This is a genomic window from Leptospira alstonii serovar Sichuan str. 79601, assembly GCF_000347175.1.
GTDB classification, from domain to species: Bacteria; Spirochaetota; Leptospiria; order Leptospirales; family Leptospiraceae; genus Leptospira; species Leptospira alstonii.
On the sequence record NZ_ANIK01000028.1, the window covers coordinates 244,028 to 260,340 of the forward strand.

Annotated in this window: 15 protein-coding genes and 1 pseudogene; 5 read left to right on the plus strand and 11 right to left on the minus strand. The window is 42.4% G+C overall.

Annotated elements, in window-relative coordinates:
• The first annotated feature begins 1 nt into the window (after position 1).
• A complete protein-coding gene (locus LEP1GSC194_RS06900; RefSeq protein ID WP_020772751.1) occupies positions 2 to 1,195 on the plus strand; it encodes a hypothetical protein in 1,194 nt (397 codons plus the stop codon).
• Positions 1,196 to 1,293: 98 nt separating this feature from the next.
• Here LEP1GSC194_RS06900 and LEP1GSC194_RS06905 read toward each other — a convergent pair whose 3' ends face one another.
• The 11 genes from LEP1GSC194_RS06905 to LEP1GSC194_RS06955 form a co-directional block, all read right to left on the minus strand.
• On the minus strand, positions 1,294 to 2,208 hold the full coding sequence (locus LEP1GSC194_RS06905) for a ketopantoate reductase family protein (protein ID WP_020772742.1): 915 nt from the start codon (positions 2,206 to 2,208) through the stop codon (positions 1,294 to 1,296).
• A gap of 1 nt (position 2,209) precedes the next feature.
• Positions 2,210 to 2,407, minus strand: a complete 198-nt coding sequence (locus LEP1GSC194_RS06910; protein WP_020772826.1) for a hypothetical protein — start codon at positions 2,405 to 2,407, stop codon at positions 2,210 to 2,212.
• A 30-nt stretch (positions 2,408 to 2,437) separates the two neighbouring features.
• Positions 2,438 to 3,187 (minus strand): SprT family zinc-dependent metalloprotease, encoded by a 750-nt coding sequence (locus LEP1GSC194_RS06915; protein WP_020772875.1) that lies wholly within the window; start codon positions 3,185 to 3,187, stop codon positions 2,438 to 2,440.
• Positions 3,188 to 3,193: 6 nt separating this feature from the next.
• Positions 3,194 to 5,191 (minus strand): ATP-dependent helicase, encoded by a 1,998-nt coding sequence (locus tag LEP1GSC194_RS06920; protein ID WP_020772943.1) that lies wholly within the window; start codon positions 5,189 to 5,191, stop codon positions 3,194 to 3,196.
• A 20-nt stretch (positions 5,192 to 5,211) separates the two neighbouring features.
• Entirely contained in the window at positions 5,212 to 5,685 is a 474-nt protein-coding gene (locus LEP1GSC194_RS06925) for an FKBP-type peptidyl-prolyl cis-trans isomerase (protein WP_020772949.1), read from the minus strand.
• A gap of 123 nt (positions 5,686 to 5,808) precedes the next feature.
• A complete protein-coding gene (locus LEP1GSC194_RS06930; protein WP_020772770.1) occupies positions 5,809 to 6,156 on the minus strand; it encodes an LIC14007 family protein in 348 nt (115 codons plus the stop codon).
• Positions 6,157 to 6,397: 241 nt separating this feature from the next.
• Positions 6,398 to 8,806, minus strand: a complete 2,409-nt coding sequence (locus LEP1GSC194_RS06935) for a SpoIIE family protein phosphatase (RefSeq protein ID WP_020772864.1) — start codon at positions 8,804 to 8,806, stop codon at positions 6,398 to 6,400.
• A gap of 199 nt (positions 8,807 to 9,005) precedes the next feature.
• Positions 9,006 to 10,307: a CCA tRNA nucleotidyltransferase gene (locus LEP1GSC194_RS06940; RefSeq protein WP_020772883.1), complete on the minus strand. Its 1,302-nt coding sequence runs from the start codon at positions 10,305 to 10,307 to the stop codon at positions 9,006 to 9,008.
• Positions 10,300 to 10,632 carry a hypothetical protein gene (locus LEP1GSC194_RS06945; protein WP_086005164.1) on the minus strand — a complete coding sequence of 111 codons (333 nt, stop codon included), beginning with the start codon at positions 10,630 to 10,632 and terminating at the stop codon, positions 10,300 to 10,302. The genes LEP1GSC194_RS06940 and LEP1GSC194_RS06945 overlap by 8 nt, the downstream gene beginning before the upstream one ends.
• A 103-nt stretch (positions 10,633 to 10,735) precedes the next feature.
• On the minus strand, positions 10,736 to 11,125 hold the full coding sequence (locus LEP1GSC194_RS06950) for a ribonuclease HI family protein (RefSeq protein ID WP_020772784.1): 390 nt from the start codon (positions 11,123 to 11,125) through the stop codon (positions 10,736 to 10,738).
• Positions 11,122 to 11,439 (minus strand): hypothetical protein, encoded by a 318-nt coding sequence (locus LEP1GSC194_RS06955; protein WP_020772804.1) that lies wholly within the window; start codon positions 11,437 to 11,439, stop codon positions 11,122 to 11,124. Before LEP1GSC194_RS06955 ends, LEP1GSC194_RS06950 begins: the two co-directional genes overlap by 4 nt.
• A 123-nt stretch (positions 11,440 to 11,562) precedes the next feature.
• Between LEP1GSC194_RS06955 and LEP1GSC194_RS06960 the strand changes: the two are divergent.
• The 4 genes and pseudogenes from LEP1GSC194_RS06960 (at position 11,563) to LEP1GSC194_RS06975 (ending at position 16,296) form a co-directional block, all read left to right on the plus strand.
• Positions 11,563 to 12,329 (plus strand): annotated as a pseudogene (locus tag LEP1GSC194_RS06960) (arginyltransferase).
• Positions 12,330 to 12,558: 229 nt separating this feature from the next.
• Positions 12,559 to 13,290 (plus strand): SDR family NAD(P)-dependent oxidoreductase, encoded by a 732-nt coding sequence (locus LEP1GSC194_RS06965; protein ID WP_020772752.1) that lies wholly within the window; start codon positions 12,559 to 12,561, stop codon positions 13,288 to 13,290.
• Positions 13,291 to 13,320: 30 nt separating this feature from the next.
• Positions 13,321 to 14,811 (plus strand): FAD-binding oxidoreductase, encoded by a 1,491-nt coding sequence (locus LEP1GSC194_RS06970; RefSeq protein ID WP_020772898.1) that lies wholly within the window; start codon positions 13,321 to 13,323, stop codon positions 14,809 to 14,811.
• Positions 14,812 to 14,814: 3 nt separating this feature from the next.
• The gene (locus LEP1GSC194_RS06975; RefSeq protein ID WP_020772859.1) at positions 14,815 to 16,296 is read left to right on the plus strand and encodes a glycosyltransferase family 39 protein; all 1,482 of its coding nucleotides are present in this window, start codon (positions 14,815 to 14,817) and stop codon (positions 16,294 to 16,296) included.
• The last annotated feature ends 17 nt before the right edge of the window (positions 16,297 to 16,313 follow it).

The following is a 16,313-nucleotide window of genomic DNA, read 5'->3' on the forward strand; positions in this document are numbered from 1 at the left end:
GATGTTCATTCCGTTCTTTTACAGACTTAAAGGCGAAGGAATACCGGTTACAACGGGAGAATTTTTGGACTTCCTGAAGGTTGTGGATCATTATACGACTCATCAAAAGGCATGGATCGGCTTAAACGAACTCTATCGGTTTTCCAGAGCTTGTATGGTCAAAGACATCAAGTATTTCGACGCCTTTGACCTAGTCTTTTCCGAAATTTTCGGGGAAAAAGGCGCGCTCAAATCGGAATTCAAACAGGAATTATTGGACTGGCTGAATAGAATATTTGATAATCCTAATAAACTCCCTCCGTCCCTTTTTCCCCCCGATCAACTTTTGGAGGAACTTAAAAAAAGGCTCGAAGAACAAAAGGGGGAACACCACGGAGGAAACAAATGGGTGGGAACCGGAGGGTCTTCTCCGTTCGGGCACGGAGGAAAAAATCCGGAAGGAGTGAGGGTAGGAGGCGAGGGCGGAAATCGGTCGGCAGTTTTTCAAGCATTAGAAAGACGTTATAAAGAATACAGAACGGACGAACAACTCGACGTACGTCAGATCAAAACCGCTCTCAAAAAGCTCAGAAACTTAAGAAAGGAAGGCGTATCCGAGTTTCATCTTCCGAAGACGATCGATTCCACTTGTAGAAACGCGGGGGATATTCAGATCGAGTTCGAACGTTCTCGCAAGAACGGACTCAAGGTTTTATTGCTGATGGACACGGGAGGAAGTATGACTTCGCACGCGGAAAGGGTAAACAAACTCTTTTCTGCGAGTCATCAGATCAATCACTTCAAGGAGTTTCATTATTATTACTTTCACAATATCATCTACGACGCGGTTTATCCCAAGGCAAACATGAGAACTCCGCTTTCTCTACAAAGGGTTTTTAAAAAACACAGTAACGATACCAAACTTATCATCATCGGGGACGCATATATGGCGCCCTATGAGTTGCTCGATTCCACGTACGGTTATTATCACAGTCGGTTTCGGATGGACTTTCGACTTCCTGAAAATCCTGAGTCGGGTTTGGATTCCTTAAAAAGAATTCGAAGACATTTTAAGGATTCGATTTGGTTGAATCCCGAGCCGATCCAATACTGGGACGCTCCTACGATCCGTGAAATTGGAAATCGTGTTCCGATGTATTTTTTGTCCTTGGACGGGCTTGAAAAAGGAATCAGGAAACTTCTCAATTCTTTTTAGGCAAATATAAAAAATCGCGCGAATCTCACGTTATAATATAAAAAATTCTGCAAGTTAATTTTGTTTTCACACTCAATCGCTTTCGCATTGATTATGCGCTAATCCGCTCTTAATTTTAAAAGGGAGTAGAGAGTTTGAATATACGGAATTTCTAAACCGTTTTTCTCGCCGATTCTAATCGCGTTTCCCAAAATTGCCTCCGATTCCAAGGGCCTTCCCGCTTCGAAATCCAAAAGCATACTTGTCTTATACGGTTTCATGACTTCGGTCATTCGAATCAAGATTTCGATCTGAGTTTCCGGAATTTCCGCGCCGTCGAGTTTGGAAAGTTTTTGAACTTCTTTCATGATTTCGATTACGAGCAACCGGCTCGTAGGCTCCGCTAAAATTTCGGAGGTGTTTTTTCCTCCCGAAAGCACGCTGATCGGATTGAAGGGCGCGTTCCACATCAATTTTTTCCAACGAGCTTGTCGAATCGTTTCCGTGTTTTCAGTCGGAACTCCGACCTGATTCCAAAGTGCGACGAGTTTTTCGCAAATCGGAGAAGGATTTCGATTCCAAGATCCGATCGTCAATTCTCCATAATCCAAATGAAGAATTTTTCCCTCGCCGAGACGATTGGCACAAACAAAGGCCAGGCCGCTTAAAATTTCGTTGTTCGGGTAAAGGGATAAAACGGGTTCTTCGATATCGATCCCATTTTGCAAAAGTAAAATCGGCAAATCGTTCGGAATGGATTTTCCTAAGATCGTTTCCAGACGAACTTCGGGAAGACATTTTAGGCAATTGAGGATTAGATCGTATTCTTTTAAATTTTTAGGAACCGTTTCAAAAATTCGGTTCGCTTTATAACGGAAATCTCCCCAGGAAGGGCTTTCGATTTGAAAACCGTTCTTTTCCAATTCGGAAAAATTTCTTCGAACCCAAAAATCGATCTTACAACCGGCTTGCGCAAGTTTACCGGCGTAAAGTCCGGCAATGGCTCCGGTCCCTAAGACTAAAATTCGAAACAAACTATCCGGCCTGAGAGAATTTTCTTTCTATTTTTTTTAGAATTTCGGTGATCGCCTGAACGTAGCCGTCGTAAACTCCCCGGTCGTATTCCCCGAGAGAGCGGTAATTCAAACTTTGCATTTCTTTCAGGTGATTTCGTAATTCCTCGTCCACGTAGTTTTTGCGAATATAAAGAGTTTCAAACACTTTCGGATGCACCATTTACCTCTTTTTTCGAATATAAAGAATTCAACGTAAAATTGTTCTTAGGAAAAATTCTGATTTTAACCACGTATTGGCCCGTTTGTAATCGGCGAATTTTTTTTCGAAAGTTTTGAATTCCTTTCCGTGGATGATATTTCTTCCTTTTTTCCTGGAAACCGGAAAATGAACGTGCAACAGTTCGTGAAACACGATGTATTCTAAAACAAAATCCGGAACGGATTCAAGAGATAAAACGGGGTTGATTACGATCATCTTATGCGTCGGGTCGTAATGCCCGAGTCTTGTGATCGACTTGGATTTTCCCCAAAAAATCTCCAGATCGGAAAGATCGATTTTCAAATACGATTCGTTAATCCTTTCTAGAATTTCCCTAAGTTGTCCGTTTTGCTCGGAGGATCGTTGGACTTTCTTACGGTTTTTGTTCGTATTACTTTTTTGTGCGGAATGATTTTCGTAAAATTTTCGAATCGTGGATTCCAAGTTATCCGGAATCGGCCGTTTTAGTAATTTATACAGGAGAAGATCGATCACCGCTTCCAAGTTTTTCGGTTCCGATTTCAAATAGGAGGAATGAATCCTGAATTCGAGTTTTTCCGAGGAGATCCGAATGGAACTTCCTAGATTGGAATAGGGATAAAATTTAGCTCCGATTTTTTTCCCGTCCAAAATTTTTCCACCCGGAAGTTTACAAAATTCGAATATTCTTTTTTCTAAAAAACTCAGCGCGGAGGATTCTTCAATTTCTTCGCTGTGTTTTTCGAATGCGGAAAACATGAATTTTTACTTCCCGAAGTAGCCTTGGATTCTCGAGAAGGAGTCGTTCGTTTTTTTTATAGAGGAGCCTTCGTTCGTGAAAGGCTCCTTAGATACGGATTTCCCCGGCATGAGTTTCAGTTCGTAGACTTTTTCGGGAGTCGGAATTTCGTTTAAAAAACGGGAGAGTTTCGTATAATACGGTCCCGATCTCGAACCCGCCAAAGAAGCCCTCGTAAAATACAATTCTTTTCTGGCTCTTGTGATCGCCACATAAAAAAGTCTTCTTTCCTCTTCCGTGTCCGTATTTTTACTCGAAGGAAAACTCCCTTCAGTTGTGTTCAGAACGAATACAAGATCGAACTCCAATCCTTTTGCGGAATGTACGGTCGATAAGTTGAGTAAGTCGGTTTCGGTGTTGTCCGGTTTGATTTTATCCAAACTTAAGGATGCGTGATCCATCGTAAGATCGGATAAAAAATCGCCGAGCGAAACGTATTTCAAAGAAAATCCGAGAACGGAATCCAAGTCTTCCGATCTTCTTTTGGAGTCGTCGTAGTTTTTTTCCAAAAGAACCCGGTAGTAGTCGATAAAGTCCGCAGTGATCTTTTTTACTTCCGCATTCGTTTCCCTGTGTTTTTGATAAAGATGAAAGAGTGGGGAAAGATATTTACCGATCGCGGTTCCGTTTTCTTCCAAAAGAACTTCTAAGGAACCGGAAGTCTTACGGATCTTCTCTAAAATGCCGTTCGCTTTTGTATTTCCGATTCCGGGGATCAGTTTTAAAATTCGGATCCAAGAAACGGAATCCAAGGGATTGACGAGCGGCTTTAAAAAAGAAATCAAATCCTTGATATGAGCCGTTTCGATGAACTTTCTTCCTCCGAATTTTACGAACGGAATATTCCGTTTTGCGAGTATAAGTTCGAGCTGATTCGAGTTCCAACCCGCGCGGAAAAGAACGCTCATTTTTTTAAAGGGAATTCCTTCCTCTTTTTTTTGCAGAAGAATTTCCGCGATTCCTTCCGCTTCCTCCAGTTCGTCTTCAAATTGCAGAACGTTCGGGAGTTGACCGTTTTCATTGTCCGTAAAAAGATATTTATCGTATTTTTCGGAAAAGTTTTTAAGGACCGCGTTTGCAAGATTCAAAATCTCCGGCGTACTTCTATAGTTCTTTTCCAAAAAAATCGTTTTCGTATTCGGAAATATTTTAGGAAAATCTAAAATACCTCTGACCGAAGCGCCTCGAAACGTATAAATACATTGTGCGTCGTCTCCGACCACCATCAAATTGGAATGTTCGGAAGCGAGTAAACAAGCGATATGTGCTTGGACTTTGTTCGTATCCTGAAACTCGTCCACCATAATAAATCTATATTTTTCGGATAACGCCGTCCTGACTCCGGGATGATTTGCGAGAAGGTCTCTCGTAAAATAAAGCAGATCGTCGTAATCCAAAAGGGATCTTTCGCTTTTATACGTTTTGTAGTCTTCGAAAATTTGGGAAATATCCCTGGCTCTTTGCAAAAAAATAGGATAATCTTTTTCTAATATAGTCTGGAGGGTTTTTCCGGTGTTTTGAATTTCACCGTGAATGGAAACCAAGGTTTCGTTGGAAGGAAAACGGGATTTGGTTTTACCGAAGTCTCGTTCTTCTCTCAAAAATTGAAACACGTCCAAAGAATCGGAATCGTCCAAAATCGTAAATCCTGAGGAAATTCCGAGAGCGGGGGCGAATTTTCTCAAAACTCCGCTACAAAAAGAATGAAAGGTCCCGCCCTGAACCTCGGCGCATTTTTTGTCTCCGATGGAAGAAGCCCTGAGAATCATTTCTCTCGCGGCCTTGCGGGTGAATGTTAAAAGTAGAATGGAGGAAGCGGGGATTCCGGAGGAAACCAATTGCGCCAATCGACTGATGATGGTTTTGGTCTTACCGGTTCCGGCGCCCGCTAAAACGAGCAAGGGTCCTTCTTGGGTAAGGACCGCTTCCAATTGAGCCGGATTTAATTCTTTTTTCCAAGACATGAACGAATCGGTGACGACTCTCAATGATGATGGTGATGACCACCTTCTCCGTGAACGTGTCCGTGCGAAATCTCCTCTTCGGTGGCCTCTCGAATTCCGGTAAGCTCCACATCGAAAACCAAATTCACTCCCGCGAGAGGATGATTTCCGTCTACAATGACCGACTCTTCTTGAAGTTCCGTGATCGTGAAAACCTTGTCCGGTTCGTCGGTTTGAAACATCATTCCCACTTGCAAATCTTCATTGGGAGGAAACTGTGATTTAGGAACGTCAAAAATAAGATCCGGATCTTTCATACCGTATGCGTTTTCTGCTGACACGTTGATCTTTCTCTTTTCTCCGGTTTCCATTTTTTTCATCTCTTCTTCCAAACCGGAAATGATATGTCCGACTCCTTCCAAATAGGATAACGGAGCCTTCCCTTCGGAAGAATCGATCAAATTACCTTCGTTATCGTGAAGGGTGTAATGGAAAGTAATCACTCTAGTTTTCATGGATAGCAGCTCCAAAGGGGATAAAATCGAAATTCTGGTAGGAATCGGTTAGAGAAATACCGGAATCAGGGTCGTTTTCAGAGTAAATTGAGCGGTAGCGTTTAGCTCAATCAGAATTTTATTTTAGAATTTGGAATCGTAGTGAAAATCCAATTTGGCTTGCTCGCGTTCTCTGAGAAAGGTTTCGATTCGATTGGATAGAAAGAACCAGGAATCCTGAACAAAAATTTCATGAAACCGGGCGGAAAATTGGAGATAATCTTTTTCTGCGAGCCTTGAATCTCCGGTATGATCCAAGAGTAGGTTGTAAGAAATGACTAAAACATTTTTTTCAAGACTATAAGCGAGGGAAGTTTCTAAAACTTTCTGGGGTTCTTGAACCGGAATTTTTCTTTTTAATCCGTTCTTTGTTACGAACAGAGACGGTTGATCCAATTTTGAAGGGATTATTGCTCCTGAATATATTTTCATGCTCTTTCCTATAAGCTAAAAATCCCGGGACGGAATCCAAATCTTCCGTTAGAAAGAATTGGATCCTATCCCAGTAACGAGCTGGCATTGAAAGAAGTCCGGAAAAGCAGAATGGAGGAGACTGGGGTTTCCCGGACTCATTCTTTCCTGTAAGCGCCCGAATCTTCGCTAAAGAATGGATTAATTATGACTTTATATTCTTTTTGTAATAAATTCAACAATATTTTTACTTAATAATCATTTAAGCTGCATTTTTTCTTAAATTTAAGTTTAGATTGGAATTTATCCTACTTTCAGGTCTTAAATAGGTCTCTTTCTGGGAAGAACCTTTCGAGGTTTGAATTTCAAGCCCGTCGGTTCTTAAAAGGACCTTTTCGGAAAAGAAGCGGACAAGTTTCAAATTCCGAGATTTTTTCGCCAAAAGCAAAACAAGCCTGGACAACTTCAGATCTCCGGGATTCAAGATCGAAGCCCTTGCGTATTGAAAACATGCGTTTTGAACTTCTCCCTTTTGAAGAAATTCATTTCCCTCTCGGATCAAAACTCCGCATTGGGAAAGGTTGTTTTGGAAAACGGCTTCAAAGCCGGTTTGAATTCTCAAAAAACTCAAGTCGTCCGAGAGCGCACCTTTTTCGGAAATCTTAGATTCCAGCTCCTCCAGGTCCGGAATGGAGTTTTGAATCAATTCAAAGAATACGTCCGGAACCGAAGATTTTTGTTTTCGGGATGAAGAATCTTGAATATACAAATCCTCCCTTCCGTCAGAACCGTAAAGAATCGTGTCTCCGGGCAAAAGTTTATAGTATTCGATTTTTACCTTGGTATCCGAATCCGGAAAACCGATCTTTCGTAAGACCGCCGTTTCGAAAAGATAATTCGTTTTTCCGTTTCGGGCGATGACAATCGGAGGATGTTCGCAGTTGATAAAAAATAAATCTCCGGTTTCGATTTGGTACAAGGAGAGAATTCCGGAAACGAGCATACTTCCGTCAAAGGATTCGAAAACCGCCTGAAGGTTGGAGTAGAGAAGAAAAAGCCAATTCTCCGGATTTCTGAATTCATAATCCTGAGTTTGTAGAAAACTTTTTACGATGGAACAAAAGATTAACGCGCCGCTTGCGCCTTGAAGCGATTTTCCCATCGCGTCCGCGTTGATCAACACTTGGTACGGAATACCCGAGATGAGAACTCGTTCGCTGAGCACCACGTCCCCTCCGATTTCGTAGGTCCGATTTTTAAATTGAAAACTCTTAAATTGTTTTCTATGGATATCGATCTCCGCGAAGTTTGTTTTGAGATTTTTCGATAGGAAAGGTTGAAAAAGAAGGGTAATGAGAAAGTAATCCCCGTCTTGTTGTTCTTTGAGGTTTCGGATTTCTTCCAGGCTCGAGGAAAGTTCTTGGGTTCTGTTTCGAATGGCCGTCTCCAAAACTCGGTTCCAGGATTTCAGTTTTTCCTTCATTTTCACGAATTTGTTTGCGAGTATTAGGGTTAAAAAACCCAAAAATCCGGAAACTCCCAATCCGGAAAGGCGAATCGTTTTGAACATTCCTCTTTGAGAAAGTACGTCGATCCCTACGCAGATCAGTAAGAATAAAATTCCGGAAAGAATCGTTTTGGATTCGAAACTTTTTTTCAAATTCGGAATGAGAATTCTCAAACTCAAATAGACAAATCCGATCCAAAGAACCTGTAGAACGTATCGATTGATCGTATCCAATACCGAAACGGTTTGTGCGAAAAAAATCCAAACGAGTACGACCAAAATTGTCGCTTCCAAAAAAGTATGAAATCGGGTTCGCGCCTTTTTAAACAGGGAATTTAAGAATCTACAGAAAACGGGAAACAGAAACACAAGAAAAGAATATTCAATTTTTTTTAAGTAAAGGATTTTCCATTCGGTGATATATTTTAGCTCCGAAAGAAAAATCTGAAATAGGGCGAATAGTACCAAAAACAATCCGAAATAAAAATTTTCCTCTCCCTTTTTTTCTCTCCAGGAAAGGAACAAAAAGAAACCGCCAATCAGCAAGAAGGAGCCCGACATCAAAAGCCCGCCGATTTCCCGGAGATAGAATTTTTTCCAGATCGTAGCGGGCGAACCGATTCCGACCGGTCCTGAAAGTATTCCGTATTCGTAATCGAAATAGGGTCGAATGGAAACGAGTATTTCATTCTTTTGGAATATTCTTTTTTCAGAAATCGAATAGATTCGTGTTCGATCGTATCCTTGGGGAATCGAATTTCGATAACCGTCAAACAATTCTTCCGAAAGCTCTTGTCCGTTCCATCGGACTCGGACATGATCCGATATCCTTCCTAAGGAAAGTGAAAGCAGGGAATCGACGGGCCTTTTCAATTCAAAACGTTTTCGAAGTAGAATTTTGCCGCGAAAGGAAGTCGGTTTTACGAAATCCTTGAGATTGGAAGGAATCGGTACAGGTTTCCATAGTTCGGAATCCGAAACGTTCGGTTTCTTGTCCGACTCTAAATCGTTATCGATTGGGTCTTCGTTTGGATGGGAACCGAGGTAAATTTCCCAAGAACCGGTAAGGTCTTGAAAACCTTCCTCTTGAGTCGTGGGCTGCAAGTCGGGAATACACTCGACGAACGTTAAGAGTGAAAGGATAAAAATGAATTTGTAAAACAAGGAATTCTCCTCCTAACGTATACGGTTCTTCGTACCGTTCGGAAGAGAACGTTCAGAGTGAAAAAAATCGGAACCGATCTCAAAAAAAGGTCAATGTCTGACAGGCAAGGTCATCAGCCTGGTACCATCCACAAATCCCCTGAGATCTAAAACGTAGGAGGTCCCCACGTTTTAGGAGTCAGTAGATAGGAATCAGATTTTAGGACTTTACAAGAGGAAGAAGGGAATCTTTTCGGTTTTCGTCCGGATTTTCGAGGACGTGGGACAGAAGTTTTCCGAGAACGGAACCGATTTCCTTGGGGGGAAGATTCGGACAAGCCCTGAGAATGTCTTCTCCCCGAAGAGCCAGTTCGGTAACAAGAAGGGCTTCCGGTCTTTCGATCAGATCTAAAATTTTCTGAAAATCGAAAATATCCTTGAGGGCCGGTTCGTAAGTATATGCAAGATTGAGAATATGCTCCGTTACGATTCGGAGATTTTTCCTTCCTGCGTGTACACAAACCGGATGTAGAAGGGTCTTTCGAATTTCAGAATCGGTCGTCAACGCGGTATTTTGTTTCCGATCCAATAAAATACCCAACATAGTCGAGAAGAAGACGGAATCCTTCGTGTTTTGATTGGAATAGCGAAGGTCTTTCATAAACTGTTTTGCCAGGTTTTCCTCGGGAAAGTTTCCGAACAACCAAGCGTGTAAAAAAGAAAGTCTGAGACTCGGAGGAAAAACGGGAACTTCTTGAATTCTTTCTTCCACGATTCCGTTTTCCGTCGGATATAGTTTGAGATTCGTGAATAATTCTAAGATTTGAAATTCCTTGAATAACTTCAGGGAAGGGGACGGGTTTTTGCTTTTGAGAGTTTTGTTCAGTTCGTCGTGAACTCTTTCCCTGGAAACCTTTGCGGTTACGTTTCTACATGCGACGATCGCCTTTGCGGTGTTAGGTTCCAAGGTAAAACCCAGGCTGCTTACAAAACGAATCGCACGGATCGGTCTCAGGCCGTCCTCCGTGAATCTTTGAATGGGATTGCCGATCGTTCGAATGATTTTGTTCCGAATGTCCAAAAGCCCCGAATGTTCGTCGATGAGACGTTTTGTCTCCAGATCCAGGGCCAAAGCGTTCATCGTAAAGTCTCTTCGTTTGAGATCTTCGCCTAACGAAACTCCGAATTCCACCGTTTCGGGCCTTCTTCCGTCTAAGTAGTCGGCGTCTTTTCGAAAGGTCGTGATTTCATAAGCGCGGTCTTGTATCAGAACGGTTACTGTTCCGTGTTTGATACCCGTGGGGACCGTTCTTTTGAAGATGGAAGTAATTTTCTCGGGTAAAAGAGAAGTGGTCAGATCGAATTCTTCGGGAACTTTCGAAAGTACAAGATCCCGCACGGAACCTCCGATCAGATAACATTCTCCGCCTTCTTTAAGAACGGTTTGTGTGATGTGGATCATGTCTTCCCGAAAGACTTCGGGGATTTTTTCGATCAGTGCGATCGGATCCACGTTAGTCATCTTGAATCATTTTTTTCCAGAGATTTCCGTATCGGTTTCGAAACGTTTCGTTGTTCCGGAGAATGGTCTCGATTTTCTTTTTCCATTCCGGATCCACAGTGATTTGACTGAAAGGAAGTTCCGTTTTTTCGAAAAGAATCTTATCGATTCCCGCGGCCGTTTTTTCCGTCGCGAGATCGCAGAGTTCTTTTGTGTCCGCCGTTTCCTTTTCGGAAAAACAGAGCAAAAGCATCTCTTCGAACTTTTCTTCCTTTTGAAGAACGATCAGTTTGTCCTTCAGAGATCGGCCGCAATCCGACACGACAAAAAAAGGAAGGATACAGATGAGAATTCTCCCCAAAAGAACAAAAGCGTTTTCGAACCGGTTCCGATTAGAGTTTGTCCCAAAACTCGAATTTTCTATATCGAGTTTTCTTTCGGAAGAGTTCTTACTTCTGAAAGGCTTCGTTTGCGAGTTTATCTGCGACCGAATTTTTTTCACGGGGAACATGAGTGATCTGGAAACTTTGTAAGGAAGAAACGAGTTTGTCCACTTCCTTTTTATACTCCAAAAGATTGGGATGTTTTACTTTATACTTTCCCGTAACTTGCCTGACCACAAGTTCCGAGTCCAGGTGAGCGTGGACGGAATCGAACTTTCTTCGAATACATTCTTCCAGACCCTTTTTGAGCGCGGCCCATTCCGCCACGTTATTTGTGGTTTCTCCGATACGTTCGGAGATTTTAAATTCTTCCTTTTCGGAGATATACGCCACAACTCCGATCGAAGCCGGCCCCGGATTTCCTTTGGACGCTCCGTCGCAAAAGATGGTGATCAAGAACTTTTTCCTCCCCGAAAGAGATCGATCCCAAGCCCAATCGGTTTCCAGAAAATCAAATAGAAGAATAATAGGCCGACTTTTAAGATCGCGCTTAGAAAGGTTAATGTCCATTCCAGAACTCGGTTGGTAAAAGAATAAAATACCTCCGGAAGAACCAGAGTGAACACGAAAGAAACCAGTCCAAGTCCGAGAAAAGTAAATTGAAGGATTGTATTTTCCATCAAAAAACAAATCAAACTGACGATCGTAAAAAATAAGGCGATCCGAAGGCCGCGTTTTTTTACTTCGAAGTTCATAAAGAGTTTGTGCATCTGAGAGTTTTTGGATCCTTACGCGTGGTTTGATTAAAAACCATCCTGAAAACAACCGCCTCTTTCGTCGAGTTTTCCCTAAAAAACTTTACGAGTCCGGTAGATCTGTCACCGTTTCCTAAGATGATTCGGCATAAACTCCAAAACCTCGTGGATTCTCTTCCCATCAGTCCGGAGAGGAGCTGTTCTTATTATCAGGATCGTTTGAGTCAGATTCAATATTTTCCGTTTCAAGGTGAGATTGCAAAGGAAACAATGCAGTTTTTTTTCGACGCCGGTTTTCGACGAACCGGAAACGTTCTTTACCGGGCTTCTTGTAACGGTTGCCGCGATTGTCTGAGTTATCGGATTCCATTGGACGAGTTTGTTCCCAGTAGAAATCGAAAGAGACTTTTAAAAAAGAACGCCGACCTTACGGTTCGATTCGGATTTCCCGCTCTGACCGTGGAGAAAGAAATTCTTTATCTGCGTTATCAAAGATCTCGTTACGAAAGTTTTGTGATCGGAGAATCGGATCGGGAACTTTTGGAAGGAATGCGTTGGAATCTTTTCGCGTATCCCGAAAATTCTTTGGAGATGACTCTCGTTTTGGACGAGAAGATTCTCGGTTTTATGATCTTGGACCGCGCCTCCGATTCTCTTTCCGCAGTCTACTCCGTTTACGATCCGGATTATACCGATCGAAGTTTGGGAAGTTTTGCGATCCTTTGTTCCATTCTTTACGCCAAGGAAATGGGAATGAAATTCTATCACCTCGGTTATTTTCTTCCGGGACATCCGGACATGGATTATAAAAAGTATTGGGCCCCGCGGAGATCCGCGAACCGGATACGAATCATTGGATTCGTTTCGAAGAATTTCAAAAGCGGCATACAGACTTTTCTTGGTAGAACTTCGCAGAAACCGCGGAGTATAACCGTTCTTTTTATTCTACGGTATGTCCCAAAAATTCATTTTGTCTTATCAAAATAAACTCGAAACACATCCCGTCGTTTTTAAACGAAAACGGCCCCGGACTCTTTTCTATTTATTTCAAAGCGGAATTGAAACAAACTCTTGAAGAATTCTCTCTTTAAATCATACTTGTCAGTTCCGTTTCTTCCCGTAGAACGGATCAATATGGCAAAAAAAATCATCGTCGTCGGTGCATCTAGCGGAATAGGAAAGGAATTAGCGACTCTTCTTTTGGAGCAGGGACATACGGTCGCTCTCGTCGCTCGTCGCGATAAGGAATTGAAGGCGATCGCGGCTCCGTTCGACAAAACAAAAGCATTCATCATCAAACACGACGTCACAAACTTCGATCAGGCCGATTCCGTATTTCAAAAAGCGGTCAAATCCATGAAAGGTCTCGACGAGATTTATTACGCTTCCGGAATTATGTACAACATCGAACCGGACGAGTTCGACGTTGAAAAAGATATCGCCATGCTGAACACCAATCTTTTGGGTTGTGTGGCCTGGCTCAATCCCGCCGCGAGTTTGTTTCAAAAACAAAAAGGCGGAAAGATCATCGGAATTTCTTCGATTGCGGGAGATCGAGGAAGAAGAGGCAATCCGGTTTACAATACTTCCAAGGCGGGAATGAACACCTATCTCGAAGCGCTTCGAAATCGTCTGGGCGTGTTAGGCGTTCAAGTTCTCACTGTAAAACCTGGCTTTATCGATACTGCGATGACCCAAGGAATGAAAGGAGTTTTCTGGCTCATCTCCGCAAAAGAAGCGGCGACGATCATCGTCAAGGCGGCGGATTCCGGTAAGGAATGTATCTATGTTCCCGCGCGCTGGGGACTTGTGGGTTTGATTATCCGTTCGATTCCGTCTTTCCTATTCAAACGTCTTTCTATTTGAAAGAATCCGAATCGATAAAAGGTAAACAATATGGTTAGGGCATCCAAGACTTCTCCGAAAAAGAAGGCTTCCTCAAAAACTTCGAAGGCGACAAAAAAAACTCGGATTGAGCTTCAATTGCCCGAGCCAAGCAAGGTAGAAGCGTGGGGAATGAATCATTATTCTCTTTCTCCGGTACTATTTCCGGAAAAGGAAGAGGACTTTAGAAATATCTTTTCTTACGCGAACGGAAGAGGACTAAAGCTGACTTTTCGAGGCGGAGGTTGCAGCTACGGAGACGCGGCCACCAATACAAAAGGTGCGGTGATCGATATTTCCAAATACAATCGAATTTTGGAATTCGATTCCAAAACGGGGATCATCAAAGCGGAGTCGGGAGTTACGATCAAACAACTCTGGGAATTCGGAATCGAAAAAGGTTATTGGCCTCCAGTCGTAAGCGGAACGATGTTTCCGACTCTCGGCGGCGCGCTTTCGATGAACATTCACGGAAAGAATAACTTTGCCGTGGGTCCGATCGGAGATCACGTTCTTGAATTTACGTTTATGACTCCGGACGAAAAGGTTCTCGTTTGTTCCCGAAAAAAAAATCAGGAACTTTTTTTTGCGGCCATTTCGGGTTTTGGAATGCTCGGAGTTTTTTTGACCGTAACGATCCAATTGAAACGTATCTACGCCGGAAAGATGAAGGTGTGGCCCGTGGTCAGCAAAAATCTTCAGGATATGTTCGATTACTTCGAAAAGGAATATAAAAATTCGGATTATCTCGTGGGTTGGGTGGACGCGTTCGCTTCCGGAAGTTCGCTCGGAAGAGGGCAGATTCACAAAGCCGTTCATTTGAAAAAAGGAGAAGACCCCGACTTTCCCGAAAATTGTAAATTAGAAAAACAGAATTTACCGAGCACGTTTCTCGGAATCGTTCCGAAGGCTTGGATGTGGTTGTTTATGCTTCCGTTTTCCAATAACTTAGGAATGAGATTCGTCAACTTTGCGAAATTCATTTCCGGCTATTTGACGAACGACAAACCGTATTTTCAAGGACACGCCGAATACGCGTTTTTACTGGATTACGTTCCGAATTGGAAGTTTATGTATAAACCCGGTTCCATGATTCAGTACCAAAGTTTTATTCCCAAAGAGAATGCGGTGGACGCTTTCTCCGAAATCCTAAAAATCTGTCAGAAACGGGGAATCGTAACCTGGCTGGCAGTATTCAAAAAACATAAACCAGATCCGTTTCTACTTACGCACGCGTTAGACGGTTATTCGATGGCGATGGATTTTCCGGTGACTTCCGGAAACAAAAAAAGACTTTGGGAGCTTGCGGGAGAGTTGGACGAGACAGTGCTTAAGTTCGGCGGGAAGTTTTACTTCGCAAAGGACAGCACTCTCAGACCGGAAATCGTACAACGCGCCTTTCCTAAGAAGAATTTGGAGACGTTTCATACTTTGAAAAAGAAATACGATCCGAATGGAATTTTGGAAACCGATCTCTACAGAAGAATCATGGGAATCTGGTGATTTATGAGTCGGCCGAACTCGTTATTAACGGAAATCAAAAGAAATAAGGATCTGAAAGTTTTCCTGTTTTTATTTGCGTTAGGCGCGTTCTTTCGACTTTTTCGTTTGGATCTGCAAAGTCCTTGGGAAGACGAACTCTTTTCGATTCGAGCTTCCTCGGAAACTTCCTTGCACAATCTTTGGGATTGGATGAAAAACGATCCGCATCCTCCGCTGTATCAGACCCTTTTGTATTTTTGGTTCCAACTGTTTCAACAACCGACCGTTTTTGCCGGAAGGTTACTCAGCGCGATCGCGGGATTACTGGTTCCTTTCGCGTTTTACTTCTTCTCGCCTCGAGACTTAAGCGGGAGAATCAAGGTCTCCGTCTCGACTCTTTTAAGTTTATCCACGGGGCTTATCTATTATTCCCAGGAACTCAGATCTTATAGTCTTTTGGTTTTGTTTTGTACGATTCAGCTTGCGGTCGTTTTAAAACTCGTTTATGAAAACGGAAAAAAGAAGAAGCTCCGTTTGTACTTGAGTTTATTAGGAATTTCTTTATTAGCATCTTATACTCATTTTTTCGGATTTATCTGGTCCGCATCCGTTTTTCTCGGGATTTTTATCGGAGAATGGATCTATACGAAAAAAATTCCCAAAATGGAATTCCTTTTCGGCATCGTATTCGGAATTCTATTTCTTCCGGCGCTTTATCTGTTATTCAATTCGGATAAGATAGGAATCGCCTCTTGGATTCCGGAAGCGGGAATCACAGCGTTTATCGTATTTTTCGATTTGATCTTTCATTCCGGAATTCTAAAGAAGTTCATTCCCGGAATCGTAACCTCACTGGCCTTGCTCGTGGGATTTGCTTCGCTTTATTTTCAAAAGAGTCAGACGGAATCCGTCGTTTTAGAGCCTTCTCATAAGAAGTCGGTCGTTTTGTTTGGAATCATTCTTCTCGTATTCTCAGTCGTTCTCGGAATTCTTTCTTCGATTCAACCTTTGATCACCGCGAGAAACCTTTTGGTTACGGCGCCCGTTTTGTATTTTTTGATCGCGACGGGTTTCTCCTTGTTTCCGATTTACAAGGGGAAAAGGCTAGAATCGATTCTGATTCTAATATCTCTCGTGTCGCTTTATTATTTTACGCGTTATTATTATAAGCCGTATAAGGAGCAGTGGAGAGAAAGTTCTCAGTATATCATCTCTACGATTCAGGATCGTCCGCAAGAATTTACGCTTCTTTGTTCTTCTCATATCTATAATATGGAATACTTTTTAAAGACGGCAAAGATTACGGGGGTGACGCCCAAGATTTACGCCAAAGAAGAGGCGGATCTTTTTATTCATGATCCCGCGAGAAAGTATCTCGTGATTTTGGAAACTTCCTGGGAGAAATTGAATTCAAAGGAAGTGGATTCGTTGTTTACGAAAAAAATATTCGATCGAAAGGATCAGTTATTTTACGGAATGAGAGTGATCACGATCCGTAAAAAGTAATATTCGGAATTTTAAAC